General features: G+C 56.2%; 12 protein-coding genes. 11 read left to right on the top strand and 1 reads right to left on the bottom strand.

Features of this window, described 5'->3' with window-relative positions:
- The first annotated feature begins 57 nt into the window (after window positions 1–57).
- Genes KG088_RS01835 through KG088_RS01825 form a run of 3 tightly spaced genes read left to right on the top strand, consistent with a single transcriptional unit; the run spans window position 58 to window position 2,298 of the window.
- Entirely contained in the window at window positions 58–1,026 is a 969-nt protein-coding gene (locus tag KG088_RS01835) for a 2-hydroxyacid dehydrogenase (protein WP_213823770.1), read from the top strand.
- A gap of 8 nt (window positions 1,027–1,034) precedes the next feature.
- Entirely contained in the window at window positions 1,035–1,400 is a 366-nt protein-coding gene (locus KG088_RS01830) for an iron-containing alcohol dehydrogenase (protein ID WP_250147997.1), read from the top strand.
- Window positions 1,401–1,410: 10 nt separating this feature from the next.
- Window positions 1,411–2,298 carry an NAD(P)-dependent oxidoreductase gene (locus KG088_RS01825; protein WP_250147996.1) on the top strand — a complete coding sequence of 296 codons (888 nt, stop codon included), beginning with the start codon at window positions 1,411–1,413 and terminating at the stop codon, window positions 2,296–2,298.
- A gap of 21 nt (window positions 2,299–2,319) precedes the next feature.
- Here KG088_RS01825 and KG088_RS01820 read toward each other — a convergent pair whose 3' ends face one another.
- Complete coding sequence (locus tag KG088_RS01820) at window positions 2,320–3,108, bottom strand: FadR/GntR family transcriptional regulator (protein WP_213823767.1); 789 nt, start codon at window positions 3,106–3,108, stop codon at window positions 2,320–2,322.
- 291 nt (window positions 3,109–3,399) lie between these two features.
- Here KG088_RS01820 and KG088_RS19475 point away from each other — a divergent pair, with 291 nt between their 5' ends.
- The 8 genes from KG088_RS19475 to KG088_RS01780 all read left to right on the top strand — a co-directional run bounded on the left by KG088_RS19475 (window position 3,400) and on the right by KG088_RS01780 (window position 12,000).
- Window positions 3,400–3,570, top strand: a complete 171-nt coding sequence (locus KG088_RS19475; protein ID WP_250147995.1) for an NAD-binding protein — start codon at window positions 3,400–3,402, stop codon at window positions 3,568–3,570.
- Window positions 3,571–3,851: 281 nt separating this feature from the next.
- The gene (locus KG088_RS01810) at window positions 3,852–4,904 is read left to right on the top strand and encodes an Ldh family oxidoreductase (protein ID WP_213823766.1); all 1,053 of its coding nucleotides are present in this window, start codon (window positions 3,852–3,854) and stop codon (window positions 4,902–4,904) included.
- A 77-nt stretch (window positions 4,905–4,981) separates the two neighbouring features.
- Window positions 4,982–5,884 carry an NAD(P)-dependent oxidoreductase gene (locus KG088_RS01805; RefSeq protein ID WP_213823765.1) on the top strand — a complete coding sequence of 301 codons (903 nt, stop codon included), beginning with the start codon at window positions 4,982–4,984 and terminating at the stop codon, window positions 5,882–5,884.
- A 49-nt stretch (window positions 5,885–5,933) separates the two neighbouring features.
- Window positions 5,934–7,463, top strand: coding sequence for a UxaA family hydrolase (locus tag KG088_RS01800; protein WP_213823764.1), 1,530 nt, complete (start codon window positions 5,934–5,936; stop codon window positions 7,461–7,463).
- Between the two features lie 17 nt (window positions 7,464–7,480).
- Window positions 7,481–8,614 (top strand): iron-containing alcohol dehydrogenase, encoded by a 1,134-nt coding sequence (locus KG088_RS01795; protein WP_213823763.1) that lies wholly within the window; start codon window positions 7,481–7,483, stop codon window positions 8,612–8,614.
- 399 nt (window positions 8,615–9,013) lie between these two features.
- Window positions 9,014–10,009 (top strand): tripartite tricarboxylate transporter substrate binding protein, encoded by a 996-nt coding sequence (locus tag KG088_RS01790; protein ID WP_213823762.1) that lies wholly within the window; start codon window positions 9,014–9,016, stop codon window positions 10,007–10,009.
- 15 nt (window positions 10,010–10,024) lie between these two features.
- On the top strand, window positions 10,025–10,510 hold the full coding sequence (locus KG088_RS01785) for a tripartite tricarboxylate transporter TctB family protein (protein WP_213823761.1): 486 nt from the start codon (window positions 10,025–10,027) through the stop codon (window positions 10,508–10,510).
- Complete coding sequence (locus KG088_RS01780; protein WP_213823760.1) at window positions 10,498–12,000, top strand: tripartite tricarboxylate transporter permease; 1,503 nt, start codon at window positions 10,498–10,500, stop codon at window positions 11,998–12,000. Before KG088_RS01785 ends, KG088_RS01780 begins: the two co-directional genes overlap by 13 nt.
- Window positions 12,001–12,086 lie beyond the last annotated feature (86 nt).

Raw genomic sequence — 12,086 nt, 5'->3', positions numbered from 1 at the left:
CATCATGACTAAGGTTCATGATTGATCAACAATCGACAAACATAGAGAGAAGTCATCGTGAAAGACATCGAAATCCTGGTTCCCGTCCCCATGCGAGAGATGATCATCGATCAGCTCGAGGAGAGCTTCAGGGTCCACCGTCTATGGAAGCAAGCCGATCCCGAGGCTTACCTGGACGAGGTGGCGCCGCGCATCCGTGGACTGGCCGCTGGTGGCCATCGCGCCATCGACGCCGCTCTGCTGGACCGACTGCCTGCGCTGGAGATCGTCTCCTGCTTCGGTGTCGGCTACGATCATGTAGATGCCGCCTACGCCGGGAAAAAAGGTGTCATCGTCACCAATACGCCCGATGTCCTGACCGACGAGGTCGCCGATGCAGCCGTCGGGCTGCTGATCGCTACCCTGCGGCAGTTCCCTCAGGCCGACCGTTTCGTGCGCGAAGGCAAGTGGCTAAAAGGGGCCTTCCCCCTGACCCCCAGCCTGCGTGAGCGAACCATCGGCATGGTGGGGCTGGGCCGCATCGGACACGCCATCGCCCGGAGGCTGGAGGCCTTCGGCGTCGATGTCATCTATCACAGCCGCACACCCAAGCAGGATGTGGCCTACCCTCATTACCCCTCCCTCACTGAGATGGCCCGGGATGCAGATGTCCTTGTCGTCACGACCCCCGGTGGACTGGGTACGCAGCACCTGATCGATGCAGCTGTTCTTGAAGCCCTGGGATCCCGGGGAGTGCTGATCAACATCGCCCGCGGCAGTGTCGTTGACGAGCAGGCCTTGATCACGGCACTCCAGAGCGAAACCATCCTGACAGCGGGTCTCGATGTATTCGAGGACGAGCCGAAGGTCCCGCAGGCGCTGGTCGACATGGAACACGTGGTCCTTCTGCCCCACGTCGGCTCGGGTTCCGTCCATACCCGCGACGCCATGGGCCAGCTCGTGGTCGACAACCTGAGGTCATGGTTCGCTGGAAAGGGGCCCCAGACACCCGTCTTCGAAACCCCCTATCCGCCCACAAGCCGCTGAGAACAATAATGTCCCGCATCGACCTTGCCAAGGGTGTCTCCCTGCTGGCGACACACGAAGCCCCCCTGCGCCTGGATGCCGTGATCGAGGGCGGGGCCGGGAGAATCACCGCGGCCAGCGTGCCCTTGGTGGCAGTTCCCACCACCGCAGGCACCGGTAGGAAAGTTAACCGCGGCGCCATGATCACCCTGGGAGACAAGCGCAAGCTGGACTTTATCTCTCCACACATGAACCCTTCAGTTGCCATCTGCGATCCGGACATGACCTTGTCGCTGCCCTCTTTTCTGAAGTCGGCCACTGGCATGAATGCTTGGCGGGGCCTTTCGTTCACACGAAAAGTGGCTCGAGTCTGGAAACAGACGTCGCCACTCTAAAGGAGCAACAATGAACGCTTCCCGGAATATCGGTTTTATCGGCACGGGTATCATGGGAGCCCCCATGGCGGAACGGCTCGCCGAGGCGGGGCATGAGGTCCGCGCCTGGAACCGTTCGCCGGACAAGAGCCGAGCCCTCACCGACAAAGGGGTGGTGACCTCGAGTACGCCCGGCGAAGCGGCGGGTAGTGCCGACATCGTCATTGTGATGCTGAGTTCGGGACCGGTGTGCGATAAAATCATTCTCGGGCAGGAAGGCATCCTGACCGCGATGAGACCGGACAGCACCCTGGTGGTCATGAGCTCCATTCCCGTGGGGACGGCACAGGGGCATGCCCGGGCCTGCGAGGAGAAGCGCATCCGCTATCTGGATGCCCCGGTGTCCGGCGGGGAGAAGGGCGCCATCGAGGGCACCCTGGCGATCATGGTGGGTGGCGAGCCAGCCACCTTCGACGATGCCAGGCCGGTGTTCGAGTGCCTGGGAAGCCCCGTGCATGTCGGCCCGGCGGGGTGCGGGGAGCTCGCCAAACTCGCCAACCAGATGATCGTCGCCAATACCATCGCCACCGTCGCCGAGGCCCTGCTGCTGGCCGAACGCGGCGGGGCCGACCCCGCAAGGGTCCGTCAGGCCCTGCTGGGCGGCTTCGCCGATTCGACCATCCTCAGGCAGCACGGCCAGCGCATGATCGAGGGCGATTTCCGCCCCGGCGGCCCTGCGAGATGGCAACTCAAGGATACCCGGACCGCCGACTCCCTGGCAGCGGAACTCTCCCTCGAACTGCCAGTGTCATCGCTGGTCAATCGGCTTTTCGAGGAGCTGGTGGATCATGGCGACGGGGATCTCGACCACAGCGCCCTGATCCGTGAGCTCAGGCGGCGTAACGGCCTCCCACTCTAACGTTTCGGATTCCGGACACCCTCACAGCAGTTCCCGCTCCTTGCCCAGCAGGCTGTCGCCGGTCTCGATGCCCAAGGCCTGGGCCGTGCCTTCCAGCACTGCCTGGGCGGCCAGGAAGGCTTGGCGCGGGTTGCGGGCGCGGATATGTTCCATCACCTGGCGATGACGCTCGAGGCTCTCCTCGGGATCCGTGGCACTGATGTTGGATTCCGACACCAAGAGGTAGATGGAGGGCCGCAGAATATGCGACAGCTGCGACCAGACGATGTTGTGGGTCGCTTTGAAGATGGCGACGTGGAAGGCGACGTCGTAATCGCTGTGCAGTCGACGCTCCTCGGCACAGGTCGCATCGTAGAGATTCTTGCCCATTCCCTCGAAGGCCTCCTCGATGGCCACGAGATCACGCGCCTTGGCGCGACGAGCGGCTGTCATGGCGACATAGGGCTCGACATCCAGGCGAAAGGCGAGGATCTCCCGATGGATACGGGGATTTGGCGAAGCGTAGCGGGTGATCCAGCCGGTCACCACGGGATCGAGGATATTCCACGCCTCGTACTCCCGGACCTTGGAGCCATGGCCCGAGATGCGCTCGATGATCCCGACATCCACGAGGCGTCGAAGATCGCTGCGTACCGCCGAGCGGTTAATGGCGAACTGTTCGCATAGATCGATTTCCCGAGGGACGAAATCGCCGGGCTGGTAGTTGCCGGAGAAGATGGCCTCGGCAAGGAATTCGGCAACACTGGGACGGCGGGGGACCTTGGCAGGCTTTGCATTCACGGGCGTGACACCGTAAGAGGAGTTCGCCATATCCTGAAGTATGGTGCACATACAAGCAATATGGTGGAAAGAAGTTCTGATGAAGCTGAGGCCTATTCCACAAACGACTGCCTTTATCAGGAATTCCGATATGAATTGGGGTTGCCCGGCCGCTCGCCGCTGCGTCAGTGGGTGGAGCGCCTGACTGGCGGAACGCGGCGGCGCCGATCCCGAGCGAATGCTCGAGGCGCTGACGGGAGGCTTTGCCAACTCGACCATTCTGCGCATCCACGGACAGCGCATAAAGGAAGACTCGCACCGGGAGGACCGGCGAAATGGCAATTGAAAGACACCCAGACAGCCATGGCGTTGGCTCAAGAGCTGGGGCTCGAATTGCCAGTGTCGTCGTTGGTCAATGCACTTTACGAGGAGCTCGTCGCCCAGGGAGATGGTGAACTGGACCATAGCGCCCTGATACGCCAGCTCAGGCGACACAACGACCGAGCCGGCTAAACGCCCATCGAGCCGGATGAAGCGTCAAGGCAGGCCGAGCTCCTCATTGCGTCTTGACGGACCAGGAGGGCTCGTATAAACATGTAATGTTGTGGTATGACAGCTATACCATCACACCAAGGAACCCAGCCTCTCACTAGGGCTGCGCCCGTGCCTTAGGCTATTGGCCTTCCTAACGCAGAATAAGACTGTGTTCTCGGGCCCTGTAGTCGAGTTGTCATGAGGCGAGAACTTCACATAGGCCAATCGTCTTCAAGAACAAATATCAAGGAGAACAATCAATGAGCCAGCTTTACGACGTTAGGGAGATGACCGGGTTCAGCACCAGGTTACTGGCGGCTGCCGGACTCGACGACGACAAGGCCAAGGCAGTAGCCGAGATACTGGTCGAAGGCGACCTGATGGGGCATACCACCCATGGTCTCCAGCTTCTCTCACCCTATCTTGGGGAAATTCAGTCAGGCCGAATGCCCGTGACCGGAGGGCAAGAGGTCATCTCCAAGCGTGCTGCCGTGGAAGCCTGGGATGGTCGTTACCTGCCCGGCCCCTGGCTGATCATCCAAGCCATGGAAACCGCCGAAGCTATGGCGCGGTCCTGCGGTACCGGTACGGTGGTGATTCGCCGCTCGAACCATATCGCCTGTCTGGCCGCCTACCTCAAGCGAGCCACCGATCGCGACCTAGTGGTAGTAATCGAGTCATCCGATCCGGCGACGAAGTCCGTTGCTCCCTATGGCGGTTTAGAAGCGACCCATACCCCCAACCCCATCGCGGTGGGCTATCCCACTGATTCGGGGCCCGTGCTGTTAGATGTCAGCACATCAATTACCACCAATGGCATGGTCGGGCGTCTGAACAAGCAGAACAGCCGACTGCCTTATCCATGGCTCAAGGATCATCAGGGCCGAGCGACCGATCGACCTAGCGTGCTGTTCGATGAGCCGAAGGGCAGCATCATGCCCATCGGTGGGCTGGACCATGGTCATAAGGGCTATGCACTGGGACTCATGGTGGAAGCCTTGACGTCTGGCCTGGCAGGCTTCGGGCGTGTACAGGCTCCCACGCAATGGGGTGCCTCCGTCATGGTGCAGGTGATGGATCCGGAAGCCTTTGGTGGGCTCGAAGCCTTCAAGCGCGAAACCGGCGCACTGGTCGATGCGTGTCGCACCAACCCCGTTCCCGAAGGCAGTCCTCCGGTAAGGATACCCGGGGAGCGCGGACTCGCATTGCACCAGACCTACTCGCAACAGGGTGTGCCATTGCCGGAAGGAGTGCCCGAAGCGCTTTCCGATTGGTCAGAGCGTCTGGGCGTCCCATTTCCCCCGGCACTTTGATACCGGCCGAGCCGGCTTGGATACAGGCATATTGGCTCTTTTTCGAGACGTGATGGAGCAACCGTTCAGAGGCGACTATGAAACAGGAACGTATAGGATTTATCGGGCTCGGTCTGATGGGTAAGGAGATGGCCGGGCACATAGTGCGTAACGGCTATCCACTGGCCGTGATGGCCCATCGAAACCGGTCACCGTTGGAAGCACTGTGCGCTGAAGGCGCGACAGAAGTCAGCAGCGCCGCCGAGATGGCAAGAAATAGCGATATCGTCTTCATTTGCGTCAAGACATCCGAACAAGTCAGCGAGATCGTGGCCGGCGCCAAAGGCTTACTGGCAGGTGGCCATGAAGGATTGATTATCGTCGATTGCTCGACCGTTCATCCCGAATCGACAGAGCGCCTTGCTGAAACCGTGTCGCAACAGGGGGCGGTCCTGGTTGATGCTCCGTTAGCCCGCACACCCCGGGAGGCTCGGGAAGGCCGGCTCAATGCCATGCTGGGTGGCGATGCCGCGACGGTTGCTCGCATCACGCCGGTCATCGAGAGTTTCGCCGAGAACATCTTTCCCATTGGCAAGGTCGGTTCGGCGCACAAGCTGAAATTGATCAATAATTTTCTATCGCTGGGTGCCGCAGCGCTGGTTAGCGAAGCCGCCACCATGGCGGCCGGGATGAATGTCCCCCAGGACAAGCTCCTGGAAATCTGCTCCCAGGGCGGGGCCAACAGCGCCATGTTGGCCCCCGTCATGGAATGGGTGTTACAAGGAGAGTGCACGAAATTGCAGTTCAGCCTCGGTAATGCCGAAAAGGACATGCGTTACTTGGCTGAGACGTTGAGCGCATACCAGCTAAGGTCCAACATGCTTCCACCGCTTTGCGAGTTCCTGACACAGGCTCGAAGCGACATAGGGGAAGACAGCTTCGTTCCCCAAGCCTATGACAGTTGTACGCAGCGTAATGATATCGCACCAAGCCGAGGCTAGCCTAAAGATCGACGATAGGCGATCCGCCTGTCGCGATTTGGAGAATACGATGGAACTTATCAATAACTACCCGATGGTGATAAGCCTGGACCCTGATGACAATGTGGGGGTCGCCACCCGGAATATCGCCGAAGGCCTTTCCCTCAACCAGGCGTTAGGGGCTGCACGGGAAAACATCATGGCCGGCCACAAGGTGGCGCTGGTCGATATCGAAGCGAATACGCCTGTCGTGAAGTATGGGCAGGTTATAGGCCTGGCGAGCCAACCGATCCGCGCCGGTGAGCATGTTCACACGCATAACCTGGCCATGCTGGAGCGTGATACCTCCCTGGAGAACTTCACGCCGGCCACACCCACACCCGTCGTGGAGAGCGACCTCACCTTCAATGGGTTTCATCGCAGTGATGGCCGCGTCGGTACCCGCAACTACATTGGCATCGTGGCCACGGTCAACTGCTCGGCGACCGTCGTTAAAGCCACCGCGGATCACCTCAACGAGACGGCAGGGCTCGAAGAGCTAGGCTTCGATGGCGTGGTTCCCGTCACGCATGGTTCCGGCTGTGCCATGAATACCGAGTCGGAGGGATTTGCCTTTCTTGAGCGAGTCGTCACCGGCTATGCGGTGAATCCGAATTTCGCTTTCGTGATCGTGATAGGGCTGGGCTGCGAGAGCAACCAAGTCAAGGCTCTGGTGGACAAGTACGGGATTGCGGATAGCAAGCGGCTCGACTACTTCAACATCCAAGGGGCGGGAGGAACACGCGCCAGTATCAAGCTGGCCAGCGAAAAGATACTCGCCATGGCAAACGCGCATGCGCATACCTCGCGCAAGCCCGCGCCACTCAAGCACCTCACCGTTGCCCTGCAGTGCGGGGGGTCCGATGGCTATTCGGGCATTACCGCCAATCCTGCTCTGGGATATGCGGCCGACCTCATCGTCCAGCATGGGGGCAGCGTCATCCTGGCCGAGACACCCGAGATCTATGGTGCCGAGCACCTCCTGCTCAATCGGGCGGTCGATGTGAATGTGGCACGCAAGCTGCTCGAGCGTATCGCCTGGTGGAAGCACTACACGCATATCAATGGGGCAGAGCTGAACAACAACCCCTCGCCTGGCAACAAGGCGGGTGGCTTGTCCACGATTCTCGAGAAATCACTTGGCGCTGTTTCAAAGGGCGGTTCCTCGAGCCTCAGTGATGTGCTCGAGTATGCCGAGCCACTACACAAGCCCGGCTTCAACTTCATGGACAGTCCTGGCTATGACCCGGTCTCCGTGACAGGGCAGATCGCCTCCGGGTCGACGATCGTGTGCTTTACCACCGGGCGAGGCTCCGTGTCGGGCTACAAGCCGGCGCCGTGTATCAAGCTTGCCACCAACACCGCCATGTACGATGCCATGTCAGAGGATATGGATATCAACTGCGGCGGCATCATCGATGGCGATGCCACAGTGAGAAGCTGTGGCGAGGAGATATTCGGGAAGATCATTGCCATCGCCTCCGGCGAAGAAACAGCCAGCGAAACGCTAGGGTACGGAAGCAATGAGTTCGTCCCCTGGATGGTTGGCGCCGTCACCTGACCAGCAGGAAATACTATATGACAACCATTATTAACTACTTGACTCGGATTCGCTTTGGCCGCGGAGAAGTGGGACACATCGATGAGGAGCTACGCTCACTCGGCGTCAGCCGCCCCCTTCTCGTCACGGATAAAGGATTGATGGAGAGTGGTGTCTTCCAGAGCTTCATGAAGACATCACAACTTCCTTCTGATACTCCCGTTTTCCAGGATACGCCGGCCAATCCCACAGAGAGCGCCGTAGGATCGGCTCTCGCTCTGCTCCAGAAACATGATTGCGATAGCCTTATCGCCGTGGGCGGTGGCTCGAGCATTGATCTGGCCAAGGGCGTTGCCCTGCTGGCCACCCATGCGCCTCCGCTTCGTCAATACGCCGTCATCGAAGGGGGTGCCGGCAAGATCCAGCCAGACGTGTTGCCACTTATTGCGGTCCCCACCACGGCCGGGACGGGGAGTGAAGTCGGACGTGCTTCCCTGATCTCCATGCGCGATGAGCACAAACTCGGCTTCATCTCACCCTATCTGATTCCTTCAGTAGCCGTCTGCGACCCGGACATGACCGCCTCGCTCCCACGCTACCTGACGGCAGCGACGGGCATGGATGCCATCGCGCATTGTGTCGAAACGTTCTTGAGTCCGCGTGTCAATCCGCCTGCCGATGCCATCGCCATGGATGGCCTGAAACGCGCCATACAGAACATTGAAGACGCCGCGGGTGAAAATCCCTCCATGGAAGCACGCAATGAAATGATGATGGCAGCCTTGGAAGGCGCCCTGGCCTTCCAGAAAGGGCTGGGAGCGGTGCACTCTCTTTCCCATGCATTGGGCGGCTTCCATGAATTAAAGCTGCATCATGGAACACTCAACGCCATATTGATGCCGGCTGTGCTGCGCTTCAATCAGCCACACTGCGAAACCAAGTTCGCCACGCTTCGTGAAGTAATGGGGCTATCTGTGGACGCCGATGTCAGTGCTTTCTTTGCAGAGTTGAACGCACGGCTCGGCCTGCCGGGAAGACTGGGAGATATTGGCGTGACTCGCGAAATATTCGACAAGACCGCCGACTGGGCCTGCAAGGACCACTCCACCCCGACTAATCCGCGCCCCGTCACCAAAGCCGATTTTCTCGAGATACTCGCCGAGGCGCTGTGATCGGAGCGGTTAACTTTGGCTGCTAGCGATAGCCCTGCGAAGGAGGCATCAAGGTCTTAATGTCGACTAAAGTCGCATGGTATGATGGTATGACAGGTTCTATCTTGTAGACGGTATTACTTCTAAAGAATAAGGATCAGAAAAACAGGACCAAACCTGCCCGCCCGCTTTGCCGATATAGCTACGCCAGCCCGGGAATCACAGGTGAGATCTATTCGACTCGAACAACAACCTACTTAGCCAATAAAACGTTGAACAATGCTCCATACCACCTAGCGAAGAAATTCCAGCAAGATACAAGAAAACTACAGAGGAGGCGCATAAAAAAGGAAGTCAAGCAAAACTGGCAAGATCACCTTCACTGCCAATCGATCGGAAAATAAAAGGATACAACACATCATGCAAATCATAGACAAGCATAAAAAAATCAAGACTGCATTATTATCGGGTATTGCTATCACGACACTGGTAGCATGCGGCTCTGTCTTGGCTGACTATCCAGAAAAACCTATTACACTAATCGTCCCTTGGGCGGCTGGAGGGGGCACTGATGCAACAGCACGTACCATAGGCAGAGCACTTGAAGAACAAATTGGCCAAACTGTCAATGTTGTCAATCGTACAGGCGGTAGCGGCGTTGTTGGCCATACCGCAATAACGAGTGCTGATCCCGACGGCTATACGATCGGGCTGGCAACCGGTGAAGTCAACATGATGCACTGGCTTGGACTCACCGACCTGACTTACCGTGACTTCACGCCTATCGCTCAAGTTAACTACGACTTTCCCGGCGTACAGGTAGCAAGTGACGCACCCTACGATTCACTGGAAGAGCTGGTCGAGGCCATCAGGGAAGAACCAGAGGGAACCTTTATTGCCTCCGGTACCGGTCAAGGTGGCGTTTGGCACCTAGCATTCGCTGGTTTCCTGATGGATCAAGGGATGGAAGCAGACCGGGTTATGTGGCTCCCCAGTGAAGGCGCAGCCCCCGCAATGACCGAACTGGTATCAGGCGGTATTGATATCGTTCCGAGCTCGGTACCGGAAGCGCGCTCCATGATGGAAGCAGGTCGCGTAAAGAGTCTGGGTGTCATGGCGCCTGAGCGTATTCCCAGCTTTCCAGACGTACCTACGATTCAGGAAGAACTAGGTACAGACTACCAAGTCGGCGAGTGGCGTGGCATCGCTGGACCCAAAGGCATGGATCCTGAAATCGTCTCCACACTGGAAGCAGCTCTTGAGAAAGCTTATAACAGTGATACCTATCAGGACTTCATGTACAATCAGGGTTTTGGTACGGAATGGAGAAACGCGGAAGAATTTGGAAAGCTCATGGAAGAAATGGACGTCGTATTCGGCGAAATTGTGGAACAGGTAGGCTTGGCAGCTGAATAGAATAGAGGCCGAATCATGAGGGACTTTCTTATCGGGCTGACGTTCATTATTGCAGGGTGCATTACAATTTATGTGGCTCAGCAATTCCCGACGATCCAGAGCCTCCAGTACGGCCCATCCCTCTTCCCCTCCCTCGTGGGAGGGGGATTTTGTATTGGTGGGCTAGTACTCGCATTAAATAACTACCGAAACTCAAAAGATTCTCTCCAGCGTATTAAATTGGAAAAAAACAAGGCGTACGATTGGAAATCGCTGCTGTACTCGCTACTCCCAGCAATACTAATAATATTTTATATACTGTCTATCGACTACCTAGGCTCGCTGTTGACGATGAGCATCATGATGTTTATTCTAATGAAAGTCAGAAAAACATCAACTATCTCTGCTATATCCATTTCAGCCATAATGTCTTTCACGATATATTATGCATTCTCACAATACTTGCTTGTCCCTCTTCCCCAAGGCGATCTTTTTGGCGAGGTTAAACAATGGATGCTGTAATCAATGGCGTATATCTCGTCTTTTCGCTTGAAGTATTTCTAGTAATCATTTTATCAGCTATTTTCGGTATTTTCGTCGGAGCCATTCCAGGTTTAACGGCAACGATGGCCGTGGCATTGCTCGTTCCGATCACTTTTTATATGGATCCTACACCAGCCATTGCCGCCATTGTCACAACATCGGCAATGGCGATATTCGCGGGAGATATACCAGGCACGTATCTCAACATTCCCGGCACGCCTGCGTCCGCGGCTTATGTGTCAGAGTCGTATCAACTAGCCAAGAAGGGGCGTGCGAGAGAAGCTCTCGGTATTAACTTGATCTGCTCAGTTTTTGGTGGAATATTTGGGACAATTGTTCTAATAATTACAGCGCAATCACTGGCCGAAGTCGCACTTAAATTTAGCGCTTTCGAATATTTCTGGCTTGCTATCTTGGGTCTTAGTTGCTCCATATTCATTTCCATCGGATCAAAAACAAAGGCTTTTCTATCCCTGCTCTTCGGCATTCTACTTTCTACGGTAGGACTAGACATGATGAGTGGGGCCCCCCGGTTTACCTTTGGGATCGCGGACCTCATGGGTGGCATCAACTTCATTCCCGTCATGATCGGCATGTTCGCCCTGAACGAACTAATGAATTATTATGGCTCGAGCTCAGAGAAGAAAAATATAGCAGCAATGTCCAAGGATAACGTCTTCAGCAAGGCAAAAGGACATATAAAAAACCACTGGATCAATATGTTGCGAGGCAGCACCATCGGCACTCTGATAGGAGCCCTACCGGGGGCAGGTGCCGACATAGCCGCATGGATCTCTTATGCGGTGGGAAAATCAAGATCTCGTAACAAGCAAGAATATGGAAAAGGAAATATTGAAGGCATCATGGATGCAAGTTCGGCGAACAACTCCGGCATTAGTGGTGCTTGGGTCCCAGCGTTGGTATTCGGCATCCCTGGCGACTCCATCACCGCTATCGTGATTGGTGTTCTCTACATGAAAGGAATGAACCCAGGACCCACCATCTTCATGGATGGATCGGGGTTGATTTATGCACTTTTCATCGTCTTTATAATTGCCAACCTGATGATGCTGCCTATCGGCTACATTGCGATAAAGCTATCCAAGATATTCATTATTACACCCAGCAGGGTATTGATGCCGATCATCCTCTGCTTCTGTATAGTGGGTGCCTTTGCCATCAACAATAGTATCATCGATATTTGGTTGATGTTGATCGTAGGTTTTGTTGCTTTTTTACTGGTTAGAAATGGTTTCCCCATGGCACCAGCCATCCTGGGCCTGGTATTGGGAAAAACAGTAGAAAATAATTTCATGAGCGCCATGATGAGAACGGATGGGAATTTTCTGGGCTTCTTCTCTCGCCCCATAAGTGCAACATTAGGAGTAATCGTTATCCTTATCTGGTTATCTCCATTGATCATCAAGAGCTTCAAGTGGTTTTACAACACACAGAATCATAAGGCTTAATAGCTCAAAGCCCTACAATAGTTGGCAAGGTCCGGCAACTGATCCATACTCAGCATCAAGCTTATATACTGTCATACAGGGGTCCG

This window comes from Halomonas jincaotanensis, assembly GCF_018448785.1.
GTDB classification, from domain to species: domain Bacteria; phylum Pseudomonadota; class Gammaproteobacteria; order Pseudomonadales; family Halomonadaceae; genus Halomonas; species Halomonas jincaotanensis.
This window is presented reverse-complemented; position numbering and strand designations above follow the sequence as displayed.

Coding starts and splice junctions, on each gene's coding strand:
- KG088_RS01795 (WP_213823763.1), top strand. CDS start 7,481: ATGACAACCATTATTAACTACTTGACTCGGATTCGCTTTGGCCGCGGA.
- KG088_RS01820 (WP_213823767.1), bottom strand. CDS start 3,108: ATGGCGAACTCCTCTTACGGTGTCACGCCCGTGAATGCAAAGCCTGCC.
- KG088_RS01810 (WP_213823766.1), top strand. CDS start 3,852: ATGAGCCAGCTTTACGACGTTAGGGAGATGACCGGGTTCAGCACCAGG.
- KG088_RS01790 (WP_213823762.1), top strand. CDS start 9,014: ATGCAAATCATAGACAAGCATAAAAAAATCAAGACTGCATTATTATCG.
- KG088_RS01825 (WP_250147996.1), top strand. CDS start 1,411: ATGAACGCTTCCCGGAATATCGGTTTTATCGGCACGGGTATCATGGGA.
- KG088_RS01805 (WP_213823765.1), top strand. CDS start 4,982: ATGAAACAGGAACGTATAGGATTTATCGGGCTCGGTCTGATGGGTAAG.
- KG088_RS01830 (WP_250147997.1), top strand. CDS start 1,035: ATGTCCCGCATCGACCTTGCCAAGGGTGTCTCCCTGCTGGCGACACAC.
- KG088_RS01780 (WP_213823760.1), top strand. CDS start 10,498: ATGGATGCTGTAATCAATGGCGTATATCTCGTCTTTTCGCTTGAAGTA.
- KG088_RS01785 (WP_213823761.1), top strand. CDS start 10,025: ATGAGGGACTTTCTTATCGGGCTGACGTTCATTATTGCAGGGTGCATT.
- KG088_RS01800 (WP_213823764.1), top strand. CDS start 5,934: ATGGAACTTATCAATAACTACCCGATGGTGATAAGCCTGGACCCTGAT.